This window comes from Aeromonas sp. CA23, from assembly GCF_002587065.1.
Lineage (GTDB): Bacteria > Pseudomonadota > Gammaproteobacteria > Enterobacterales > Aeromonadaceae > Aeromonas > Aeromonas bestiarum.
In genome coordinates, this window is sequence record NZ_CP023818.1 from 4,196,242 (window position 1) to 4,219,153 (window position 22,912).

Consider the following 22,912-nt stretch of genomic DNA (forward strand, 5'->3'; position numbering starts at 1 on the left):
ACCCTATTTATCGGCACATTCTCGCAGGACTTAAGGGAAAAAATTCAAAAAGTGCCCCTTATCAGCAGGATGCAGGCACAGGCGGAGGACAATGAGAAGCACAGCCCCCTTGCCAGCTGCGGCTCCCGCCTCAAGCCAGCAGCCACGTCCCCTCTGCCTCCCACCCATCCCGCCTGCAAAAACTTGGTCTGGCTCCCACTTTTGCAGGCAGCCATTGGTCAGATGCTGGCCCAGCCCCTAAAATCGCGGCCCCATCAACAATTGGACGTGAGTTGTTCTCCATGCAGACACTGGTTGAGCAGATTGTTTACATCAGCGACATGTTTGGTACTGCGGTATTCGCGTTTTCTGGCGTGCTGGTTGCGGGGCGGCTCAGGATGGATGGCTTCGGCGTCATGGTGCTGGCAGCCGTCACCGCCATTGGTGGCGGTACCATACGTGACATGATCCTGGGGGCCACCCCCGTGTTCTGGGTGCGTGACCCTCTCTATATCTGGGTCGTTATCGCCACGGCGCTGATCGGCATGTGGATGGTCAAGCTGCCCCGTCGCATGCCCTGGTATGTGCTGCCGGTGGCGGATGCCTTCGGGCTGGCCCTCTTCACCGTGATCGGCACCCAGAAGGCCCTCAACTTTGGTTCCCCCGGCCTGATTGCCGTGATCATGGGAACCATGACAGGGGTGGCTGGCGGCATGATCCGCGATGTGCTGGCCCGGGAGGTGCCCATGGTGCTGCAAAAGGAGATCTATGCCACCGCCTGCATCCTGGGCGGCATCCTCTACACCCTGGCGCTTGAGGTCAATATGGACAGGGTCACCGCCATGCTCATCTGCATGACGGCCGTGTTCGGTTTGCGGGTTGCCGCCATCTACTGGCACCTGTCACTGCCCACCTTCTCGCTGCAACGCCATTGATATCCAGGCCGGGGGCGCCATGTCGCACTCCCGGCCTCGTTACGTTGAACCAAGCAGGCTTTTCTGTTGTCATAGGATCCAGTCGTTGTAAGCCGGAATCCCTCATGCAAAAACTTGGGCTCATCACTTCCCTGTTACTGATGAATGTGGCAACGGCGCAAGCCGATGCACAGGTACTGTTCGGACGACTGGCTTCTACCCCGGTACAGCAGTTCAACCAGCAGATCCGCCAGGCAAGCACTGCCCAGCAAACCTGGGTCAATGATTATCGTGAAGTGGCGCTGCGTTTCGTCGGCCACAGCGACATACCCAGTCGTATCCAGGCACAACAGCTGGACAACGATCTGGTGCTCTCGGTGGCCCTTGATGGCAACAAGAGCGACATGATCTACATCCTGACCCTGTTTCGCAGCAACAACCTGTGGCAGATGCGGCAAGCCGAAATGGGCTGGCGCTGTCAGGGGCAATCGACCTTTACACCCGTCCCCTGCCCCTGAGCCGCGCACGACGTCAGGATGCAATCAGCGTTCCATAAAAAAATCCGGCACATTGGCCGGATTTTTTTATGGAACGCGTATGCCGTTACGGGCGGTACACCTTCACATTGTCAAAGCCCTTCTCTTTCAGATAGAGCGCCTGCAGCTTGCTCATCACGCCGCGATCGCAGTAGAGCAGGTAGGTCTTCTCTTTTGGCAGATCGCCAAAGGCGGTGGCCAGCTTGAAGAAGGGAAGGTGCAGCACCTCGCGACCTTCCACCACCAGCGGCTTCTCGTCGCGCTCATCGCTGGAGCGGATATCCAGCACAACCTCATCGGCGGCCAGCACCTCGGTCGTCTCGACCTCCTGCACTTGGGCGGAAGTCTCCTCGCCGATGCGACGGATGTCGAGATAGCGCGCCTCGCTCACCACCTTGTCCAGGATGGCGAAGTCGAAGTTGCCCTCTTCCACCTCGATGTTGGACAGCACGGCCTTGATGGTCGGCTTCTTGGAGATGACGCCGCAATACTCCGGCATAGTCTCGGCGAACTCCAGGGTACCGATGCGGCGGGCCTCAGCGATGATATCCGGCTTGTCCCAGGTGATGAGGGGGCGCAGGATCACCTTGTCGGTCACCCGATCGATGACGTTGAGGTTGGTGAGGGTCTGGCTGGAGACCTGACCCACGCATTCGCCAGTCACCAGCGCCGGGATCTGGAAGGTTTCGGCCACCTGGCCGGCGGCACGCATCATCATGCGCTTGAGCACCACGCCCATCTGGCCGTTGTCGATCTTCTCGAGGATCTCCGCCACCACAGGCTCGAAGTCGATGGCGGTGAAGCGCACCTTGTGGGAGGCACCGAACTTGCTCCAGAGGTAATAAGCAACCTGCTTGACGCCGATCTCGTGAGCGGCCCCGCCCAGATTGAAGAAGCAGTAATGCACCCGGCAGCCGCGCTTGATGAACTGGTAGGAGGCAACGCCGGAGTCGAAGCCGCCGGACAGCAGGCTCAACACGTCTTCCTGGGTCGCCATGGGGAAACCGCCCATGCCGTGGTGAACGGCGCTGATGATGTAGAGCTCGTCATTTTCCACCTCCAGGTTGACCTGGATATCGGGTTTTTTCAGGCGCACACCGGCGGTTTCGCAATGCTGGTTCAGGCCACCACCCACATAGCGCTCCAGCTCCAGAGAGCTGAAGTCGTGCTTGCCGACCCGGCGGGCACGCACGCAGAAGGTCTTGCCTTTCAGGCGATCCCCCCAGACGGCGCGAGTCTGCTCGAAGATGTCGTGCAGGTCGGTAAAGTTGCTCAGCTTCACTTCAAGGAAATACTGGATGCCGGGGATGCAGGCCAGGGTCTCCAGATACTGGGCGTGGAACTGGTCGTTGCGCGAGCTCACTATCAGCTTGTCCCAGTCCATCCGCACGCGGGCATCTTCGTCAAAGCGGCGCAACACGTTGCGGATGTTGCCCTGCAGCATCTTGGTGAAGCGCTGGCGCACTGACTTGCTCTTGATGGTGATTTCCGGGAACAGCTTGATAATGAACTTCATGATGATGACTCGGGTGGCCTCGATTTAAGGGCGCGAATTATATCAGAAGTTTGGGGCCAGCGCCTACTGGCTGAGCACCCGCTCACATTCCCCCGCACAATTCCCCACGCAATGTTTGCCGCCAGACGGCGATCTTGCGTATATTCCCCAGCCTGCGGCTTGGCAACAGTCTTGATAACAGATCGATTCGATGAAGACCTATATCTACTACCCCGGCATGGAAGTGCGGGATGAACTCTGGCTCAAGTTTGCCCTGATCTATCTGGAGCGGCTCGCCTTCGTCTTTACCGTCAGCGAGAAGAGCGGCCTGACCGCCCTGCTGGAAACCCTGCGCCAGCAGACCGATCTGCTGGCCGAGCGGCCCGATGCCAGCTTCTTCGCCAACATCACCCCGCAGCTGGAGAGCCAGCTCGACGGCCTTATCGCCCCTGACTTCGTCCGCCACAAGGTGTTTGGCAACAAGGAGCTCATCGGCCGCTGGCGTCAGGCCAGCAATCACGACTGTTTCTGCCCGGCTCAGGATGGCCTCGAGCGGCTGCACGGCTATTGTCTCGCCACCGGCTTTGCCAGCCAGGACGAGGGGGGGATCAGGATGGCGCGGCGCTTCGCGAATCTGCTCTCCATGCGTCTCGCCCGTGAGTGGGCGCTCGCCAATGAGGGGGCCCTCATCACGGATCACGACTATCTGGACCGATTGCTGCACCTGCTCGAATCCCGCTACCATAACCGGGGCGGTCAGGATTGCTTCCACCTCGAGATCCCGTTGCGAGTGCCCACTCACCTCGCCGAGATCCCCTTCGAGGAGCTTATCGCCCTGCGGGCCCGCAGCGGTTTTCGCCAACAGCTGGCGGCATTTCATCAGGCCCTCGATGCCCTGCTCGCCATGCTGGGCAGCGGCTACGCCGACCCCGCCGTCATGACGCGATTCGAGCAGGCCCAGCAAGGGCTCAACCTGCTGCTGGGGGCAGAGACCCAGTGTCTGCCACTCACCACGCTCGTCAGTACTGGCTTACCGGCCATGGCGATGATCCATCGGCTCAAGGCGAGCCACCCGGATACGGCGCTCATCTTCCATCCCATCAAGAAGAGCCACTTCCATCAGCGCAAGAGCCAGCACTTCTTCACCCGGCTGGGGCAAGTCAAACCCTGAGCCCGCCGGCCGCCAATATGGTCCAACGGGATCGGCTCACAGCCTGATCCCGTCTTGGTGACATGAGGCGCCGTCAATATTCTGGCGCTTGGTCAGCGCGGATCAGGAGTCTCCTCAGGAGGGGTTTTCCAGCCGAAATTCGACTCTGTCGCTGTTGCCCGCCTCATCCACCACCACCAGCTGGTAGCGCCCCGCCTCGCTCAATACCTGATCCCCGTCCCAACGCAGCCGCTGGCCGTTGAGAAACCAGAACGGCTTGCCCACGCCACCCAGCACCCTGGGTTGCAGGCGATAGCGCTGGCTGCGGATAAGGTTGCCCTCCCCCAGCGCCACTATGCGAATAGGCGCCTGCAGCTCGGCACTCTGCCCCTCCCCCGCGCAATGGCTTGCCAGCAGCGCCGTGCGCCGTTCCCCCGGCGCCCGCCAGGGTTCCAGCGAGAGCGGCCAGAGCGCTCGCCAACGTGAGTGGGTCGCATCACTGCAGCGCGCCAGGGTGGGGTTTCCCTGCTCGGTCAGCGCCACCTGGCGCAGCGGTGAGGGCCAATCCATGGGGTCCGGCAAGGTGGGGGGATCCCGCTCGTCCAGCAGCCAGGCGCTCTGTTGTTGCAGGCAGGCCTCTGGCAGGGTGGTACTCACCCGCCGCCCGAGCGGCCAGCAGATGTCGGCCTCGCTCACCGTATTGGGCTGCACCGGCAAGGGGCTGTTGTCCCCCAGCCGCGAATAGACGGAGAGCAGCAGCGGCACGGCCGCACTCTGGCCGTAAAAACCGGGCAAGGGGGTGCCGTCCGGGCGCCCCAGCCAGACACCAATGGTCCAGCGACCGGAGACCCCCAGCGCCCAGCTGTCGCGATAGCCATAGCTGGTGCCCGTCTTCCAGGCCAGCCGGTTGACCCGGCCGGTCGCCTCGCTGGCAAAGGGCTGATCCGCCCGCCCCTGTGCACTCAAGATCTGCCAGATGATCCAGGCGGCTCCCGGGCTCAGCAAGGGTCGCGAGACCGCCTGTTGTCCCGCCAGCCAGACCGGCATCGCCACCTGTCCCTGCCGGGTGAGCGCACTGTAGAGCGCCACCAGCTGCTCCAGCCGAATGCCCGCCGCCCCCAGCGCAATGGCGGGGTTGGGCCTGTCGGAGAGGGCCAGCCTGACCCCGGCGTTGTCCAGTCGATTGACCAGGGTAGCGGGCCCCAGCGCCTCCAGTACCTGCACGGCCGGCACGTTGAGGGATTGCTGCAGCGCCTGGGTCAGGGTCACGGGCCCCTGAAAGGCGCCGGTAAAGTTGGCGGGCCTATAGTCGGATCCCAATCTGGGGGCATCGGAGAGCAGGGAGGCGGAGTGCACCAGCCCGGCATCGAGCGCCAGACCGTAGATGAAGGGCTTGAGGGTGGAGCCGGGGGAGCGGATCGCCTGCACCATGTCGAGGTAACCGTGGCGCCTCAAGTTGCCGTACTCGGCGCTGCCCACGTAGGCGCGCACCGCCATGGTTCTGTTGTCCACCAACAGCAGGGCGGCGGAGGTCTGCTCCGGGAAACGGCGGATATAGCTCTCCACCCGCGCCTCAAGCCAGCGCTGCAGATCCCCGTCTATGGTGGTGTGCACCAGGGCCCCCGGCTGGCTGTCGGCGGCGAGGCGGGCAAACAGCGGTGCCTCCATGGGGGTGAAGTGGCCGCGCGCCAGCACGGGTTCGATGCGCCCCTCCGTCCAGACTGCCTCCGGCCAGGCCCCCTGCCTGACCAGTCGCTGCATCACCTTGTCACGGGCGGCGCGGGCGCGATCCGGGTGCCTGTCCGGCCGGTAACGGCTGGGGGCCTGCGGCAGCACCGCCAGCAGGGCGGCCTCGGCATGGGTGAGTTTGGCCGCACTCTTGCCCAGATAGGCAAAGCTGGCCGCCTGCACCCCTTCGAGGTTGCCGCCAAACGGCGCCCGATTGAGGTAAACGGTAAGCAGGGTGCGCTTGTCATAGTGCCACTCCAGTTGCAGCGCCCGCGCCATCTGGCGCAGCTTGCCGGGCACGCTCCTGTGATAGGGCTCAATGAGGCGGGCCACCTGCATGGTGAGGGTCGAGCCCCCCGAGACGGCACGACCATAGCGCAGCCACTGACCGATGCCGCGCACCATGGCCACAGGGTTGACCCCGGGATGGCGCCAGAAATAGCGATCCTCGTAGCCCAGCAGCGCCTCTATATAGCGGGGGGAGACCTGCTCCAGGGTCACGGGATAGCGCCACACCCCGCTGGTATCGGCGAAGGCCCGCAGCGGCCTCCCCTTGATGTCGAGCACCACCCGCGCAAAGGCGGGATCCAGCGGTGGCGGCGGAAAGGCGCGATCCAGCACCAGCAACAACAGGATCACGCCAGCCAATAACAGCCCCGTCAGGCGCAGCCAGCGGGGCAGATGCCGCAGCACAAGCCAAGTCTGGCGCAACCACAAACGGCCACGTTGCCAGAAGGTGGCCGGGAGAATCGTCTCCAGCAAGGGGGCGTTACTCAGAGATGATCACCTCGTGAATATCCTGCCCGACCGCCCGCAGCTCCGGCCGGTACATATCCTCCACCTGGGTCGGCGGCACCTGATAACGGCCCGGGGTCACGGCCCGCATCAGGTAGACCAGCTGCTGATTGCCCCCCTCGCTCAGATCCAGCGCCGCCGTGTAGCGGTCGTCACGAAACTCCTGATGCTTGAGGTAGTCGTTCCACTCGCTCTGCCACGCAGGTTTGCCCTCTATGCTGAGCTCCTCGAGCTTGATGCTGGTGCCAAGGGCCGGGTTTTCCAGCTCGAAACCCGCCGGCAGCATCTCCACCAGCAGGGCGTCGGGCACAGTCTGCTCGCTGCTCACATTGAGCCGCACCACCACCAGATCGCCGACCCGCACCTTGGCCGGATCGAGCGGCTTACCATCGGCATTGAACCAGCTGCGGGTCACGCTCATGCCCTGGCTGATGCGCGCGGGCGCCTGCTCCGGGTAGCCTACCAGGGTGCGCTGCACATACAGGGAGCCCTTGCCCTCGTTGGTCACGGCAGCGGCCGCCAGGGCCTCGGGGGCGCCGATCTGCAGGCTGTTTTTACCGGCAACGGGATGATCGCCATTGATTGACACTAGCCTTGCCTGCCAGTCGGCGGCGGGATCAACTTGCGCCAGCCGCAGCAGGGCGAGGCGCTCCTGGGTGCTGAGCCACTGACGATGAGCCAGGGTATCGGCCACCCTGGCGCTCAGCGCAGGCCAGCGATCCTCGGCCAGCTTGTGCTGGCGCAGCAACGAAAGCGCAAGGGCATCATCGCGCAACGGTGAGCCGTAATCCCCCAGATAATCCTCACCGCGCTCGGTCGCCAATGCCCGAGCCAGGGCCTTGGCGGCATTCTGCTCATCCCCCATGGCCGAAAGCGCCAGCGAGAGGTGCAAGAGCGGCAGGCCTGAGCGGGCGTGATCCGCCTGCTGCTCCCAGATGAGGCGCAGGGTGGCGAGCGGCGCCTTGCCCACCCGCGCCAGCACATAGGCGCTGTAGGCCTGATAGGCCAACCGGCTATGCTCGGGGGCACTGCTCCAGCGCTCGCCGTACTGGCTGTCGGTGAGGTAGCTCTGCAGGCGATTGAGGGCCTGACTCAACATGGCCTCGGGCACGGCGTCGCCGGCCTCCTTGCGGGTCAGCAGGTAGTCGGCCGCATAGGCGGTGAGCCACTGCTCCTCGTCGGAGCGACCATCCCACAGGCCAAAGCCGCCGCTCGGCAGTTGCAACCGTTGCAGCCGCTGCAGCAGGGTGCGCTGCAGATCCGCCTCGCTCACCGGCTTGCTCCCCTCTGCAGGTTTAGCCCAGACCGCACGCTCATCCACCGTGGTCAGCAAGTAAGGCCAGGCGCGGGACAGGGTCTGCTCCAGACAGGCGTAGGGATAATCGGCCAGCGCCTGCCACTGGGCCGCCGGATCCCAGGGTGGCGTACCTGAGAGGCTGAGCAGCCCCTGCAGGTTGGCGGGATCCAGCCCGGCCAGTTCGCTCTGGGCAAAGCTCATCTGCTGACCTGGAGTCAGCATCTGGTAACGCTGGCGCGTCTGGGCAGGCCAGGGGGAGCGCAGCGGTAGCGACCAGTCGCGGCTTATCGCAAAGCCCTTGCCGCTCGCCGCCAGTTGCAGGCGGGCCACCCCGCTCGCCCCGGTCACTGTGAGCGGCAGGGTCAGCCACTGCTCCTCGCCGTTTTTAAGCGTCAACGTCTCGGGCAGTTCACCGCCCGCCTGCAAGCCGCCGGTCAGGGTCCAGACCAGCGACAGGCTCTGATCCTCGCCGCTCATGTTGCGCAGTTGCATCAGGGCGCGGGTCTGATCCCCCCTGGCCCCAAAGCGTGGCCAGCCGATCTCGGCCACCAGCGGTGCCACCACCTTGACGGCGCGCTCGGCCTCCCCCACCTGCTGCGCGTTCCAGGCCAGCGCCATCAGCGCCAGCTCGCCGTTGAAGTTGGGCAGGTCGAGCGGGATCACCGCCTTGCCACTCTCGTCAAAACTCACCTCACCGCTCCAGAGCGCGGCGATCTCGACCCGGCTCTCCAGCGCACCGCCCTTCTTCAGCGCCGGGGCATCGCCGCCGTAGTTGAGGCGGGCCAGCTTGCCATCCTGCGGCGGTATCACCTGACCGTAGTTGTCGAACAAGTCTTGCGCGAAGCGCTTGCGGCCAAAGAAGATCTCGAACGGGGAGAGGGGCTGGTAATCGCTGATATTGAGCACGCCCCGATCCACCGCCGCCAATACCACTCGCCCCTGACTATTGGGAGTGGAGGTGGCGGTTACCTCGAAACGGGTGAGCGGCACCGCCTTGTCCGGCGCACTCAGGCTGAGCGGCAGGCGGCGGGCTTCTCTGTCCAGGGTGAGCGGCACCAGCCCGACCGAACGTAGACTCTGCACGCTCTTTTGGCTCACCGGCTTTGATTCGCTGTCGGGAGCGGCGATCTGGGCTGAGATATGCAGATCATGACGCTGCCACTCTGGGCTCACGGGGATCTCGAACTCGCCGCGCGCCTCTGCCGATCCGCCGCCTTCGGCTCGCAGCTCGATACGCTGCCACCAGCGCAGGCCGTCGCCATCTTCCACCAGCAGCAGTCCCTTGCCGGCACGGGGGGCAACCAGGGTCACCTTCGCCTTGTCGCCGGCCTGATAGGCGCGCTTGTCGAGGCTGATGGCAATCTTGTCAGGCCGCGCCTGCTCACCACCGCCGCCCCAGGCGTAACTGCCGATCTCGACCCTCAGGCTGGATTGATGGCCCTGACTGTTCTCCACCTCCACTCGATACCAGCCCGCCGCCAGTTGCAAACTGAGGGCGGTCGGCCCCTTGCCATCGAGTTGCAAGATCTGCTCCTGTTCCAGATAGGGCTGGCTGTTGAACTCGTACTTCCACCCCTCGCCGTCGGCGTAGTGCCAGTAGTAGTCGCGGTATTCGTTGACCAGTCGCACCTTCACCTCGCCCGCCACCGGCTGGCCCTTGTCATCCAGGTTGAGGATCTGGAAGGGCAGCGGCTTGCCCCCTTCCACCCTGTCCGCCACGAAATCGGCCCTGAGGGCCGGCCACTGGCTGCCCGCCGGCCAACCGTACTGGGTGCGACTGCGATTGACGGCGCGACCGCCTGGCTCGGAGAGCGACACCCGATAGGCTACCTCCAGCGGTCCGAGGGCGCGCACGCCATCCAGCTCATCTGCCAGCGAGAAGGTCCCCTGCCCCTGTTCATTCAGGGTGAGGTTGAGGGGTTCCAGCTCCTTGGTTTGCTCGGCGAGCAGCACGTCCCCCAGGGTGAACTCCTGCCACTGGGTGAAAGGCATGGCCGCGCGGCTTATTTTCACGTCGGCCTTCGCCTTGGTGTTGCTGGCGGGGGCGCCGTAGAGATAATCCCCCTGCAACGGTAGGGTGAGCGCCTCTTGCGGGGTCAGCAATTCGCCATCCGGCCCCTTGCCAAGTTGCAGCTTGAGCCGCTCCGGCAGGAACTCCTCCACCAGGAAGGGCCACTCGAAGCGGCTGCCAGCGGCGGTTTTCAGGCTGATGGTCCAGCGCCCGAGCGGCGCGTCATCCGGCAGGCGCAGACCGTAGTGGGCGGCCCCCAGGCTGTCCGGCAGCAGCCGTTTCTGTTCGAGCAGCTGGCCGTCCGGCTGTTTCACCTCCAGCTCCACCGCCATTCCCGGCAGCAGCTGGCCATCCTGCCCCTTGAGCAGGATCTCGCTGTCCAGCCGCTCGCCGGGACGATAGAGATCCCGCCCGCTGAACAGATACAACTGCTGGGCCTGCCAGGGCTGGGTGCCGAGATCGAAGGCGGCGAGATCCAGCGCGGCGCCATCGAGGCGCAGCACAGCCAGATGGCTGCCCTGCTCGGCCAGCAGCAGGCGGGCGCCCTGCACCTGGTCGAAGCGGCGATGGCCCTGATTGTCACTGGTCTGCACCTGCAGCCGGTTGCCCTTCTCATCGAGCAGGGAGAGCTGTACCTCCTTGAGGGGATCCGCACTCGCCAGCGAGCTGACAAACACCTCCAGCTGATCCCGGTAACGGCGGGCACTGAGCCCCATGTCGCTCACCGCGAAATAGGTGGTCTCCTTGCGCCAGTCGTAGTTGCCAAGGGGGGACATGACGGCGAAGTAAACACCGGCCTCGGCCAGCTGCGGCTCCTTGACGTTGATGAGGCGGGTCTCGCGGCGGTTGGCATCCAGCGCCAGCGCGTAGCGGCCGCTGAATACCCGCTTGGCGCGGCTGGTGATCTGATCCAGCTCCCAGTTGCCCATGCCGGCGCCGGGTCTGTACTCGGCCAAGAAGCGCGGCAGATAGCCGGCATCGACCCGGAAGAAGTCGATATTGACCTCATCCACGTTGACCGCGCTGATGGGCAGGCGCAGCTCCTGGCGCAGCGGCAACACCATGCCGCTGGCGGTAAACGAGGCCCCCGCCTCCAGCGGCCGGGTCTTGAGGGTCCAGCGCTGGGGCTCAGGACCCAGGCCCGATTTGAGGGTCACCTCGTAGCTTTGGTCGGGTGCGACCTGCGGGAAGTAGAGGGTGCGGCCATCCTCGGCCAGGATCCACTCCCCCTGCACCTGCTTGCCCCCCTGGCTCACCGCCAGCCAGCTCTGCCAGTTCGCCCTGGGCGCCAGCGGGCCGGAGAAGACCAGCGCCAACGCCGGTGCGTCTCTATATTGGCGGGCATTGGCCTGCACCACTGAGCCAGGTGCTCCTGCCTCCTGCTGCGCGCCGGTTTGCGTAGTCGGCGCACTGGCTGTGGCATGAGTGGCGGGCTTGTCAGGGCCGCAGCCGGCCAGGAGCAGACCGGCCAGTCCGCTCAACAACAAGGCAGACCAGCGACGCCGGCGCGGCGCAAGCCGCAGGGGAGCAAGGTGGTGGGCAGCAGGGCGAGGGTCAAAGGGGCGCATAGGTTCCATCCCGGATTGGATCGCTGCCACAGCAGCGCGATAGGCAACAGGATAAGACATCCGACTCGCTTGACACAAAACTCATTTCCTGGAGGCCAAGCGCCTCGCTGTTCAGCAGTGATTCCAGACGGCCATAGCGTTGTCGTTCGAATAACAAGCCGGCAGACATGTCATTGGGCACCTCTTACGAAACCCATGCTTGGTGTGACGCTACCCACATGCTTTCTATCAACCCCGGCTAAACTGAATGTCACTGTCATCTTTACTGAAGTTAACGATGGTTCACGCTCAGACAGCAACTGTTTTTAGAACATGTCGAAATGGAAATTACAAAGAGAATCCATCTTTAAGAAGCTTGATAAACATCTAATTTATTCAATGCATTGCGACAAACATCATCCGAGATGATGTGCAGCCATGAATATAGCGACATGAAAGATCCAATTATATTTATGTGATTGCCGGCTTGGACGTTAGCCACACCGAATAGTATGCCCCCTTTGTTAATCATGAGGTTTCGTCAAAATGGAAAATAATGACCAGTTTCTTTTTGAAAAACGACTAGTTGCCAGATTCCTAGATATGTTCATCAAGTTTGGTCTGATCATGGGGTTGGGTTCTTTCTGCTTTACCGTCTTTTCACCCTTCATGAACATGATGCTATGGGCCCTTATCCTGGCCGTGACCCTCTATCCGCTGCACCAGCGCTTTGCCGCACGGCTGGGGGGAAAGCAAGGGCGGGCATCGACCCTGTTGGTGCTGCTTGGCGTGCTGCTGATCGTGGCCCCCACCGTGGCCATGCTCAGCTCGCTGGGCGACAGCGTCAGCGCCCTGGTCGACAAGATGGACAACAATACTCTGGTGATCCCGGCACCTTCTGCTGACATCGCCAGCATTCCGCTGGTGGGCGCCAAGCTGCATGGCATCTGGTCAAAAGCCTCGCAGGATCTGCCCAGCCTGGTGAACAGCTACCGGCCGCAGTTGGGAGATCTGGCCAAGCAAGTCGTCGGCATGCTGGCCAGCATGGGGGGCGGCTTGCTTGGCTTCGTTGTCTCCTTCATCGTCGCCGGCATCATGATGGCCTGGGGCACGGCAGGTGCCGTCAGTGCCGACCGCATCGCCATGCGCATCACGGATGAGCGCAAGGGCCTCGCCCTGACCAAGCTGTGCACCAGCACCATACGGGCCGTCGCTCAAGGGGTCATCGGGGTCGCCTTCATTCAGGCCCTGCTGGCAGGCATCGTCATGTCCTTGGCAGGGATCCCGGCGGTCGGCATCTTCTTTATCCTGGCCCTCATCCTGGGCATAGCCCAGGTCCCCGTTATTCTGGTGACAGGCCCCGCCATCGCTTACATGTGGGCGGCGGGCGATCACGGCACAGTAGTGAACATCATTTACTCTGTACTGCTGATAGTAGCGGGCATGGCAGACAACGTGCTCAAGCCGCTGCTGCTGGGGCGTGGTGTCGATGCCCCCATGCCGGTGGTGCTGCTCGGCGCCCTGGGCGGCATGGCCACCAGCGGTATCCTCGGCATGTTCATCGGGGCCACCCTGCTCTCCATCGGCTATCGCATCTTCATGGCCTGGGTCAACGAAGGTCTGGCCAGCACGGGCCAATAACCCTATGGCTCCCGACCTGCCTCTCATGCGCCCCCTGCTTGCCGGGGGCGCATGCCTGTTGCTCGGCGCCTGTACCCTGCTCGGCCCCGACTATCAGACGCCCCGAGTCGAGGAGATAGCCAGCTGGCAGAACGCCAGCCAGCACGAGATGCCAGCAGCGGCTCGCTCTCTCGACTATCACCAGTGGTGGCAGCGGCTGAATGACCCCGTGCTGACTGCGCTGGTCGAGGAGGCTCTGGTCAAAAACCCGGACGTACGGATCGCGGGCCTGCGCATCCTCGAGGCCCAGGCCCAGCTCGGCATAGCCGAGAGCCTGCTCGGCCCGCAAGCCACTGTGGGCACGGGGGAATGGCTGCAGGCCGGCCAGACCCAGAGCGGCCACAGCAGCGCGGGCAGTCGCTATGGCGCTGGCTTCAACCTCGGCTGGGAACTCGACTTCTGGGGCAGGTTCCAGCGTGGTGTCGAGTCGGCGGATGCCAACTACTTTGCCACCCTGGCGCAGTATGACGATGTGCAGGTGTTGATGATTGCCCAGGTGGCCCAGCTCTATGTGAGCATACGCACAGTCGAGGCCCGCCTGCAGATAGCCAATGAGAACGCCCGCATCCAGCAGCGCAGCCTGGAGATCACCGAGCGGCTGTTCAAAAGCGGCAACAGCGCCGAACTGGATGTGCAGCAGGCCAAGACCCAGTACCTCGGCACCCTCTCCGGCATCCCGCAGCTCGAAACCAACCTGCGCCAGAGTCAGAATGCCCTCAGTACCCTGCTTGCCAGGGCTCCGGGGCCGCTGCCGGAGATGAGCCGCCATACCGGGAAGATCCCGCAAGGTGCGCTCGCACTGGTCGCCGAGATGCCGGCAGACTTGCTGCGCCGTCGCCCCGACGTGCGCGTCGCGGAGCGGCAACTGGCCGCCCAGTCGGCGCTGATCGGGGTCGCAGAGGCCGAACTCTACCCCACCATCACCCTGCTCGGCACCCTGGGGATCAGCGCGACCAGCGGCAGCAGCGAGACCTTCTCCTGGGCCGTCGGGCCGTCACTGAGCTGGAACCTGCTCGATCAGGGGCGGCTCGGCAACCAGATCCTGGTGCAGGATGCTCGCTTCCAGCAGTTGCACGAACGCTATCGCGATACCGTGTTCAAGGCGGCTCGCGAGGTGGACGATGCGGCCGTGGCCTATGCCAACGACCAGGATGAGCTCGCCCTGCTGATCCAGACAGGGGCGGCGGCCCGTCGCTCTCTGGACATCGCCAACACCCAGTACCGCGAGGGGATGGCCGACTTCCAGCGGGTACTCGACTCCCAGCGCGCCCTGTTCAACCAGCAGGAGCGCCTGGTCAACAGTCGCGGTGCCCAGATGCGCGACCTCATCACGCTCTACAAGGCTCTCGGCGGTGGCTGGGAACCGGGACGAACGCGCGCCCTGGTGACCCCAGAGGTCGATGCCCGGCTCAGAGCCCGCGCCGACTGGGCTCCCCTGCTCGATGCCACCCGGCCCCCACCCACGACCATCAAGGTAATCACCCATGACTGACAGATCTGCCTCGCCCGGTCAGGCCAGCCGCCGCGCCACCCAAGGGCTGCTGGGGTTAATCGTCCTGCTGCTTGGCTGGTATCTGCTGGCCGACCGGCTGACGCCTTACAGCTCCCAGGCTCGCGTGCAGGCCTTCGTGATCCCCGTCGCAGCCGAGGTGGCTGGCCAGATCAAGCAGGTGTATGTGCGCGACAACCAGGACGTAGAGGCCGGCGCTCCGCTGTTCGAAATCGATGCCGAGCCCTATGACATAGCGCTGGCCAAGGCCCGCTCCGACTACCAGACGGTCTTGAGCGGCGTCAAGGCGAGCGGTGAAGGGGTCAAGGCCGCCGAGGCGGCCCTGCAGGCCATGCGTGCGGCCTATGACAACGCAGCCAAGGATGCCGATCGCCAGGAGCGGCTCTATCGCGAGGATCCCGGTGCCATCTCGGTGCGCCGCCTCGAGGTGGCCCAGGCCAGCCGCGAGACAGCCAGGAGCCAGGTGGTAGCGGCCGAAGCCGACGTGCGCCGGGCCATCGAAGCCGCAGGGGTGAACGGGGACAACAACTCCCAGCTGCTCAGCGCCCGCTCGGCGGTGCACAAGGCCGAGCTGGATCGCAAGAACACCCTGATGGTGGCCCCCGGCCGCGGCCTCATCACGGATCTTCGCACCGATGCGGGCCAGTTCATCGGCGCCGGCGCCTCGGTCATGACGCTGATCGCCATCCACGACGTCTGGGTGTCGGCGGATATGACGGAGAACAACCTCGGCCACATTCAAGCCGGTGACAGGGTCGCCATCCTGCTCGACAGCCTGCCCGGCCGTTTGTTCGAAGGCGAGGTGCGCAGCGTCGGCTACGGGGTGGGCGACGGCAAGAGCCAACCGGCAGGCACCTTGCCGAGCGTGGACAACAACCGTGACTGGCTGCGCCAGGCTCAGCGCTTCCCGGTCAAGATCGCCTTCAGGGCCGATGATCTCCCCCCCGTTGCCAGTCTGCGGGTTGGCGGTCAGGCCGACGTACTGGTCTATGCCGGCGAGAATGGGCTGATGAACCTGCTGGGGGCCCTCTATATCCGACTGATGAGCCTCTGCTCCTTTCTCTACTGAGGCGTCACATGCATAACGCCGACAGGGCAGTACTGCGCATTGGCACCGGCATCGCACTGGCGACGCTGATCTGCTACGGGCTGGCCCTGCCCATGCCGCACCTCGGCGTCATCATGGCCTGGGTGGTGCTGTGCCGCCCCGGCGAGCCGCTCGGCCTTGGCAAAGGGCTGATGGGCGGGATCCTGCTGCTGACCGTGATGGTTGGTGGCGTGTTGCTGGTGCCCCTGCTGACTCATTATGCCCTGGTGGCCGTGCTGCTCGTCGCACTGCTGCTCCATGGTCTGATGCAGCAGGCGATGGCAGGCAAGGGGGCGGCCGCCATGCTGCTCATCATGGCCATCACAGTGATCCCGGTGGCCGGCCTCATCGAGCAGGCGTTGGCCATCGCCATTGCCCAGATGATGGCGCTGGGGATCCTGATAGGCACTCTGGTCAACCGGGTGGCCCATGCTCTGTTTCCACCCCAACCGATGCCAACGGGGGCTGAGCCTCACAAACCACGCCCCCCCGAGTATCCCGAGCGCCTCGCCCTGCGGGCGGTCGCGATCGTGCTGCCGGTGTGGCTGCTGGCGCTCGGCAATCCGGCGTTCTATATCCCGGCGGTGATGAAGACTGTGATGCTGGCTCAGCAAAGCAGCTCGCTCAATGCCAGACAGGCGGGTCGGGAGCTGGTGCTGTCGACGCTGATGGGCGCCCTGCTGGCGTTTGTGCTCTGGCTGGGACTCAGCCTCTGGCCCTCCCTGTTGATGCTGGTACTGATGCTGGGCTTGATGACGCTCTGGCTGGCGCGACGACTGACGCAGCTGGTATGGGGTCGCTTCCCACCATCATTTTGGAGCAACGCCTGGATCACGGCGCTGATCCTGTTTGGCCCGGCAATCGAGGACAGTGCCACCGGCAAGGATGTCTGGCTGGCGGCCGCGATGCGCTGCGGCCTCTATCTGTTGGTGGCCGGCTACGGCTGGCTGTGTATCTGGCTGCTCGAACAGTGCTGGCCCGTCGGCCGGCCACTAGCAGAAGCATCGATAGGAGACTGATATGTTTTCCATTTTTCTGGTCGGCATCCCGGTGATCCTGGCCAACATGCTGTTGCAATCCCTGATGTCCGTCTGGTGCATCCGCTTCTACGTCAAGCGATTCAGTGAGCGGGAAGGCATGCTCGCCGGGGTGTTGGCGCTGTTTGGCATCATCACCCTGGTGATGCTGGGCAACCTGGCGCAGATCGGTATCTGGGGCGCCCTGTTCCTGTGGCTGGGCGAGTTCAATACGCTGCAGGAGGCCATCTACCACTCGGGCGTCAACTTCGCCACCCTGGGCTATGGCGACATCGTCATGAGCGCACAGTGGAAGCTGCTCGGGCCGCTCGAGGCGGTCAACGGCGCCCTGATGATAGGCCTCTCCGGCGCCTGCATGCTGGCGATCCTGCAACACCATGTTCGCAAGCAACTGGGCAACACGCCGCACTAACCATTCATCAGGCAAGTAACGAAAACAAAAAGGCCACTCCCCCGAGTGGCCTTTTGACTGATGTTGACTCTGATCCCCCTCGGGGTCAGCGCTATTCGGCGGTGGCCATCTGCCAGGTTTTGAAGCCGCCGGAGAGGTTCTTCACCTTGAAGCCGTGCTGGCTGAGCAGGCGGCAGGCCACGTGACCGCGCAGGCCCACCTGACAGCTGATAAGCAGCTCCTTCTCTTTGGGCAACTCGTGAAGCCGACCGCGCAGCTCATCGAGGGGGATGTGCAGGGCACCCGGGATGCGACCCAGCTTGTCGAGCTCGGGGCCGTTGCGCACATCCAGCACCTGTTGATGGGGGTGACGGGCCTGCACCTCGGCGGCGTGGCAGAGCAGGGTGTCCCCCTTCAAGTGGTTGCTCGCCACGAAGCCCGCCATGTTGATCACATCCTTGGCCGAGCCGAACGGCGGCGCATAGGTGAGCTCCAGATCCTGCAGATCAAACACGCTGAGCCCGGCACGTTGGGCCACCGCCAGCACGTCGATGCGCTTGTCGACCCCATCCTTGCCGATGGCCTGGGCGCCGTAGATCTTGCCATCGGGGGCAAACAACAGCTTGAGGCTGACCGGGTGGGCGCCCGGGTAGTAACCGGCGTGACTGCCCGGATGCACATAGGCCTTCTCGAACGGCAACCCCAGTTGCAGCAACCGTTTCTCGTTGAGACCCGTGCTGGCCACCGCCAGGTCGAACAGCTTGCAGATGGCGGTGCCCTGGGTCTTCTTGTAAGTTTCAGCTCGGCCCAGCATGTTGTCGGCGGCGATGCGTCCCTGCCGGTTGGCGGGGCCCGCCAGCGGGATCAGCACGGACTCGCCGGTCACAAAATCTGTCTCTTCCACCGCATCCCCCACCGCATAGATGAAGGGATCCGAGGTGCGCATGCTGGCATCCACCTTGATACCGCCGCGCGGCCCCAGCTCAAGCCCCGCCTTGGCGGCAAGCAGGGTTTCTGGCTTGACGCCGATGGCCAGGATCAGCAGGCCGGTATCGAGCCGGGAGCCGTCGCTCAGGGTCAGCCGCAAACCGGTGCTGACCGTTTGCGCCGGCTGCCCGTCCAGGCGCTCGATGGCCGAGAGGCCGGTGCGCAGTCGCAGGTCGATCCCCTCTTCGCGGATGCGGGCATGGAGCATGTTGGCCATCTCTCTGTCCACCGGTGCCATCACCTGATCAGAGAGCTCCAGCAGGGTGACATCCAGCTTGCGCTGGTGCAGTGCCTCCATCATCTCCAGCCCGATGAAGCCGCCCCCCACCACTGTGACGTGGCGCGGATCATCGCGCTGCAGGGCCGCCAGTATGCGGTCCATGTCCGGAATGTTGCGAAGGGTATGCACGCCCGGGCTGTCGATACCGGGGAAAGGCGGGCGAATGGGGGCCGCCCCCGGGCTCAGCAACAGCTGATCATAAGATTCGCGCCGCTCTTCGCCGGTGAGCAGGTTGCGCACCAGGAGTGTCTTGCCGGCCCTGTCGATGTCGATCACATCGTGAAAGACCCGCACATCCACGTTGAAACGGCGCTTGAAGCTCTGCGGCGTCTGCAGCAGCAGAGCCGAGCGGTCCTGAATGTCGCCACCGATATGATAAGGCAGACCACAGTTGGCGAAGCTGACAAACTCGCCCCGCTCGAACATCACTATCTCGGCCGTTTCGCTCAGACGGCGGGCTCTGGCCGCCGCCGAGGCACCACCGGCCACACCGCCTACAATCAGGATCCGTTTCATCAGCAAGACTCCGGTTAACTACAGATTGCCACTACATTAGTAATATCTAATTTAGATTTCAATGAAATTTTGTTTGCGTCGATTTTGCAGTATTCTTGCCACCCGACAGTTGTTCAACAGGATGTTACCAGTTCATGTCGTCTACCGCGCTCAGTCACCTTCCCCCTGCCAGCCAGACACCCCTGTTCTTTCGTCTGGATGTGCGCAGCCAACGGCTGGTCGCCCTGACCGATGTGATGCAAACCCCGCTCTACTGGCTGGATGAACCGAGAAGCGCCTGGCCCGCCCAGTTGCCCGATGCCCTGCGCCTGCCCATAGAGCAAGCCCTTGCCAGCGGCCAGGGAGGCAAGCTGGTGCTGCGCTTCGCCGGCCAGCAGTGGCACATAGCCCTCTCCCACGAGCAGGATGCCTTCTGGCTCATCTGCCTGCAGACCCTGCGCCAGGAGCCCATCGCCGATCTGGCGTTGCAGCTGCCACGGCTGAGCCAGATGGCCAGCCAGCAGCAGTTTGCCGCCATGCTGGAAGCCCTCAAGGAGAGCCTGGGGGCCGATCGCCTCATTCTTTGGCACTATCAGGCCAACGGCTCGCTCGGCAGCGAGCAGCTGACCCCTGTCTTTGCCCTCGGCGCCGAGGGGCTCTCGGCCATCCGGGGTGACAGCCGCTACATACGCGCCCTGCGCACCCGCAAGTCCTTGAGCTTTTCCGAAGCCGCGCACCAGCCCATGCTGAGCCAGCACTATTACCTGGCCAGCGCGGGGATAAGCTCGCGCCTCGACGGCGCCCTGCTGGAGCAGGAAAAACTCATAGGCGTGCTGAGCCTCGAATACCTCAACGCCACCCCGCTCAGCGAGGAGATGCTGCAGCTGGTGCGCCACAGTGCCCAACTGCTCGGCCACTGGCAGCCGGAACCCGAGCCCCTGCTCAGCCCCGGGCTGACCCTGCCGGCCGAGCTGACCCTGCTGACCGGCATCGCCTATTGCCGCGCCCTGGTGCACTGGGCCATGACCGCCTGTGGCGCCCGCATCGGCTGGATCGGTGAGTACCAGCCGCGCGGCCAGGATCTCTGGATCATTCCGCGCTGCGTGCTGGAGGGGGAAACCTTCTCCGTCCTCAAACCCATACAGATGGATCCGGGCCCCGGCCAGGAGCTGTTCCAGCACGGTCAGGCTGTCTATGTGGAAGACCTGCCCCTGCGCTACCCCCAGGCCGCCCAGTTGCTGGCCCTCAATGCCAGGGCCTATGTCGGCATACCGCTGCACGGGCCGAGCGGCGCCCCCATGGGCCAGCTCACCCTGCTGCTCGACGAGCCGCTGGCCGACCCCATGCCCCTGCTCGATGCCCTCAGCAGCCAGCACGAGCGGGCCGCCATCGAACTGCAGCGGCTCGCCGCCGACGATGCCCTGCGCCTGGCTGAGGTGGCCTTCAACACCCACGACGGTCTGCTGGTGATGGATCACCAGGGGATCATCCTCAAGGTCAACCGCTCCTTTGGCCGCATCACCGGCTTTGGTGACAATGAGATGATCGGCCAGCATATCGTCAAGCTGCGGCCCACCTATTACGGCGATCACCTGAAAGAGGATGTCAGACGGGCGGTCGATGAGCAGGAGTTCTGGATGGGCGAGGAGCGCTGCCTGCACCAGGATGGCCACCTGTTCCCGGTGCGGCTGATGGTGAGCGGCGTCAAGGACGAGCATGGCGAGCTCAGCCATTACGTCTGCAGTTTCTACGACATCACCCGGGAGAAGGACGCCGCCCGCCACATAGAGCAGCTCGCCTATTACGACGATCTGTGCGGCCTCTACAACAGGCGCAGCCTCAACGACATCATGCAGCGCACCCTGCAGGCACCCAGTGGCCAGTGGGGCGCCCTGTTGCTGGTGGATCTGGACAACTTCAAGTCGATCAACGACTCCCTCGGCCACGCCTGCGGCGATCTGCTGCTGCAAGCCGTGGTGGAGCGGCTCAAGGGGCTGCCCCAGGACAACCTGGTGCTGGCCCGCATCTCGGGGGACGAGTTCGCCCTGCTGTTCACCGCCCTGGGTCAGGGCTATGTCACCGCCAAGATCCTGGCCGAGCACTTCGCCCGCGAGCTGATGGGGCTGTTTCGCACCCCGTTCGACATCGAGGATCACAAGCTGCATTGCAGCGCCTCTGTGGGGATCAGCCTCTTCTCCAACGAGGATCAGGATCACCTGGTGCTGATGCAGCAGGCCGATACCGCCACGCACATGGCCAAGCGCTCTGGTCAGGGCAACTATGTGTTCTTCAGCGAGGCCATGGCGGAGAAGGAGAAGAACAAGCTTGCCCTCAACAACCAGCTGCGCGATGCCCTGCGCAACCACGAGCTGCAGCTTTACTACCAGCCGCAATACAGGGTCGACAACGGCAGCTTGTCAGGGATAGAGGCGCTGCTGCGCTGGCAGCGCAGCGACGGCACCATGGTGCCGCCGGGAGACTTCATCCCCATCGCCGAGGAGACCAGCCTCATCCAGGACATAGGATACTGGGTGATGAAGACCGCCTGCGCCCAGTACAGCTTCTGGCTCAACCGCGGCTTTGCCATTCCCCACCTGTCGGTCAACGTCAGCGCCCGCCAGTTTCACACAGCGGGGTTCGTGCAGCAGGTGGAGTACATATTGCGCGACACAGGCGTGCCCCCCTCCCGCCTGCTGCTGGAGGTGACCGAATCCGTAGTACTGGAGAACCGGCTGGAGAGCATAGCCCGCATGCGCCAGCTCAAGGATCTCGGCATCCTGCTCTCCATCGATGACTTCGGCACCGGCTACTCGTCGCTCGCCTACCTGCGCGACTTGCCGGCGGACGAGGTGAAGCTCGACAGAAGTTTCATTCAGACCCTGGTGCACAGCGAACAGGACAAGGCCATCGTCAAGGCGATCTTGGATCTGGCCAAGGTTTTCCGCTTTACCGTCACCGCCGAAGGGGTGGAAGATGAGGAGCAGCTCGCCATCCTCAAAGCACTGGGATGCCAGCATTATCAAGGCTTCCTGACCAGTCGGCCACTCACTGTCAGGGCCCTGGAGAGCCTGCTGGGTTCGCCCCAACCGGGCTAAACATGTAGGATTTATAGGGCTTTATGTAATAAAATAACGACCTGCTCGAATCGTTGGAGTTGTCTATGTCTGTCATTAATCGGATCCCTGCTGTCGAAACCAGCGGTGTGGTCGCTGAAACCAGCGCGTCCGGGATCATTGGCCGGATCCATTCCGTTGAAACCTGCGGCACCGTCGATGGCCCCGGGATACGGTTTATCGTGTTCATGCAAGGCTGCCTGATGCGCTGCAAGTACTGCCACAACCGGGATACCTGGGACACCCAGGGTGGCCGCGAAGTGACTGTGCCGGAGTTGATGAGCGACATCACCAGCTATCGCCACTTCATGAATGCCTCCGGCGGTGGCGTGACCGCCTCGGGTGGCGAAGCCATGTTGCAACAAAACTTCATCGCCGAACTGTTCGCCGCCTGCAAAGAGAAAGGCATACACACCTGTCTCGATACCAACGGCTTCGTGCGTCACTACGACGAACAGCTCGACAAGGTGCTCGACAACACGGATCTGGTGCTGCTCGACATCAAGCAGATCAATGACGAGAAGCACATACCGCTCACCCACGTCAGCAACAAGTACACCCTGGAGTTCGCCCGCTATCTGGCCGCCAGGGGCAAGACCATGTGGATCCGCTACGTGGTGGTGCCGACCTGGTCAGACGATGACGAGAGCGCCGAAGGGCTGGGCCAGTTCATCGCCGAGCTGGGTGATTGCGTCGAGAAGGTGGAGCTGCTGCCCTACCACGAACTGGGCAAGCACAAGTGGGACGTACTGGGTGAGAACTATGATCTGACCGGGATCAAGCCCCCCAGCAAGGAGACCATGGACCGCGTCCAGGGCATCCTCAGCAAGTATCACAAGCTCGTCAAATACTGATTGTTACAGCAGGGCTGGCAGGGAAG

Annotated in this window: 14 protein-coding genes; 10 read left to right on the forward strand and 4 right to left on the reverse strand. The window is 63.6% G+C overall.

Annotated elements, in window-relative coordinates; all coding sequences use genetic code 11:
* Window positions 1-281: 281 nt before the first annotated feature.
* Together CK910_RS19355 and CK910_RS19360 are read left to right on the forward strand one after the other, a co-directional pair.
* Window positions 282-914, forward strand: a complete 633-nt coding sequence (locus CK910_RS19355; RefSeq protein ID WP_042865810.1) for a trimeric intracellular cation channel family protein — start codon at window positions 282-284, stop codon at window positions 912-914.
* 104 nt (window positions 915-1,018) lie between these two features.
* Window positions 1,019-1,411 (forward strand): hypothetical protein, encoded by a 393-nt coding sequence (locus CK910_RS19360; protein ID WP_042865809.1) that lies wholly within the window; start codon window positions 1,019-1,021, stop codon window positions 1,409-1,411.
* Window positions 1,412-1,496: 85 nt separating this feature from the next.
* On the opposite strand, the gene thiI is transcribed toward CK910_RS19360, so the two are convergent.
* Window positions 1,497-2,945 (reverse strand): tRNA uracil 4-sulfurtransferase ThiI, encoded by a 1,449-nt coding sequence (gene thiI, locus CK910_RS19365; RefSeq protein WP_098984382.1) that lies wholly within the window; start codon window positions 2,943-2,945, stop codon window positions 1,497-1,499.
* Between the two features lie 190 nt (window positions 2,946-3,135).
* Here thiI and CK910_RS19370 point away from each other — a divergent pair, with 190 nt between their 5' ends.
* Window positions 3,136-4,095: a hypothetical protein gene (locus tag CK910_RS19370; protein WP_098984383.1), complete on the forward strand. Its 960-nt coding sequence runs from the start codon at window positions 3,136-3,138 to the stop codon at window positions 4,093-4,095.
* A gap of 114 nt (window positions 4,096-4,209) precedes the next feature.
* Here the strand turns inward: CK910_RS19370 and pbpC are convergent, their stop codons facing one another.
* A complete protein-coding gene (gene pbpC / locus CK910_RS19375; protein ID WP_441296871.1) occupies window positions 4,210-6,552 on the reverse strand; it encodes a penicillin-binding protein 1C in 2,343 nt (780 codons plus the stop codon).
* 19 nt (window positions 6,553-6,571) lie between these two features.
* The gene (locus CK910_RS19380; RefSeq protein ID WP_253852740.1) at window positions 6,572-11,473 is read right to left on the reverse strand and encodes an alpha-2-macroglobulin family protein; all 4,902 of its coding nucleotides are present in this window, start codon (window positions 11,471-11,473) and stop codon (window positions 6,572-6,574) included.
* Window positions 11,474-12,055: 582 nt separating this feature from the next.
* Between CK910_RS19380 and CK910_RS19385 the strand changes: the two genes are divergently transcribed.
* The 5 genes from CK910_RS19385 to CK910_RS19405 are packed head-to-tail and all read left to right on the forward strand — an operon-like array spanning window position 12,056 to window position 17,178.
* A complete protein-coding gene (locus CK910_RS19385; protein WP_241278201.1) occupies window positions 12,056-13,093 on the forward strand; it encodes an AI-2E family transporter in 1,038 nt (345 codons plus the stop codon).
* Window positions 13,094-13,118: 25 nt separating this feature from the next.
* Window positions 13,119-14,624 carry an efflux transporter outer membrane subunit gene (locus CK910_RS19390; protein ID WP_253852742.1) on the forward strand — a complete coding sequence of 502 codons (1,506 nt, stop codon included), beginning with the start codon at window positions 13,119-13,121 and terminating at the stop codon, window positions 14,622-14,624.
* A complete protein-coding gene (locus CK910_RS19395; protein ID WP_098984388.1) occupies window positions 14,617-15,711 on the forward strand; it encodes an HlyD family secretion protein in 1,095 nt (364 codons plus the stop codon). The genes CK910_RS19390 and CK910_RS19395 overlap by 8 nt, the downstream gene beginning before the upstream one ends.
* A gap of 8 nt (window positions 15,712-15,719) precedes the next feature.
* Window positions 15,720-16,748 (forward strand): DUF2955 domain-containing protein, encoded by a 1,029-nt coding sequence (locus CK910_RS19400; protein ID WP_098984389.1) that lies wholly within the window; start codon window positions 15,720-15,722, stop codon window positions 16,746-16,748.
* A gap of 1 nt (window position 16,749) precedes the next feature.
* Window positions 16,750-17,178: an ion channel gene (locus CK910_RS19405; protein WP_098984390.1), complete on the forward strand. Its 429-nt coding sequence runs from the start codon at window positions 16,750-16,752 to the stop codon at window positions 17,176-17,178.
* 91 nt (window positions 17,179-17,269) lie between these two features.
* Here CK910_RS19405 and CK910_RS19410 read toward each other — a convergent pair whose 3' ends face one another.
* The gene (locus tag CK910_RS19410; protein ID WP_098984391.1) at window positions 17,270-18,940 is read right to left on the reverse strand and encodes an FAD-dependent oxidoreductase; all 1,671 of its coding nucleotides are present in this window, start codon (window positions 18,938-18,940) and stop codon (window positions 17,270-17,272) included.
* Window positions 18,941-19,074: 134 nt separating this feature from the next.
* On the opposite strand from CK910_RS19410, the gene CK910_RS19415 reads away from it, so the two are divergent.
* Window positions 19,075-22,014, forward strand: a complete 2,940-nt coding sequence (locus tag CK910_RS19415) for a sensor domain-containing phosphodiesterase (protein ID WP_172955371.1) — start codon at window positions 19,075-19,077, stop codon at window positions 22,012-22,014.
* A 65-nt stretch (window positions 22,015-22,079) separates the two neighbouring features.
* Window positions 22,080-22,886, forward strand: coding sequence for a pyruvate formate lyase 1-activating protein (gene pflA / locus CK910_RS19420; protein ID WP_080741090.1), 807 nt, complete (start codon window positions 22,080-22,082; stop codon window positions 22,884-22,886).
* Window positions 22,887-22,912: the final 26 nt, after the last annotated feature.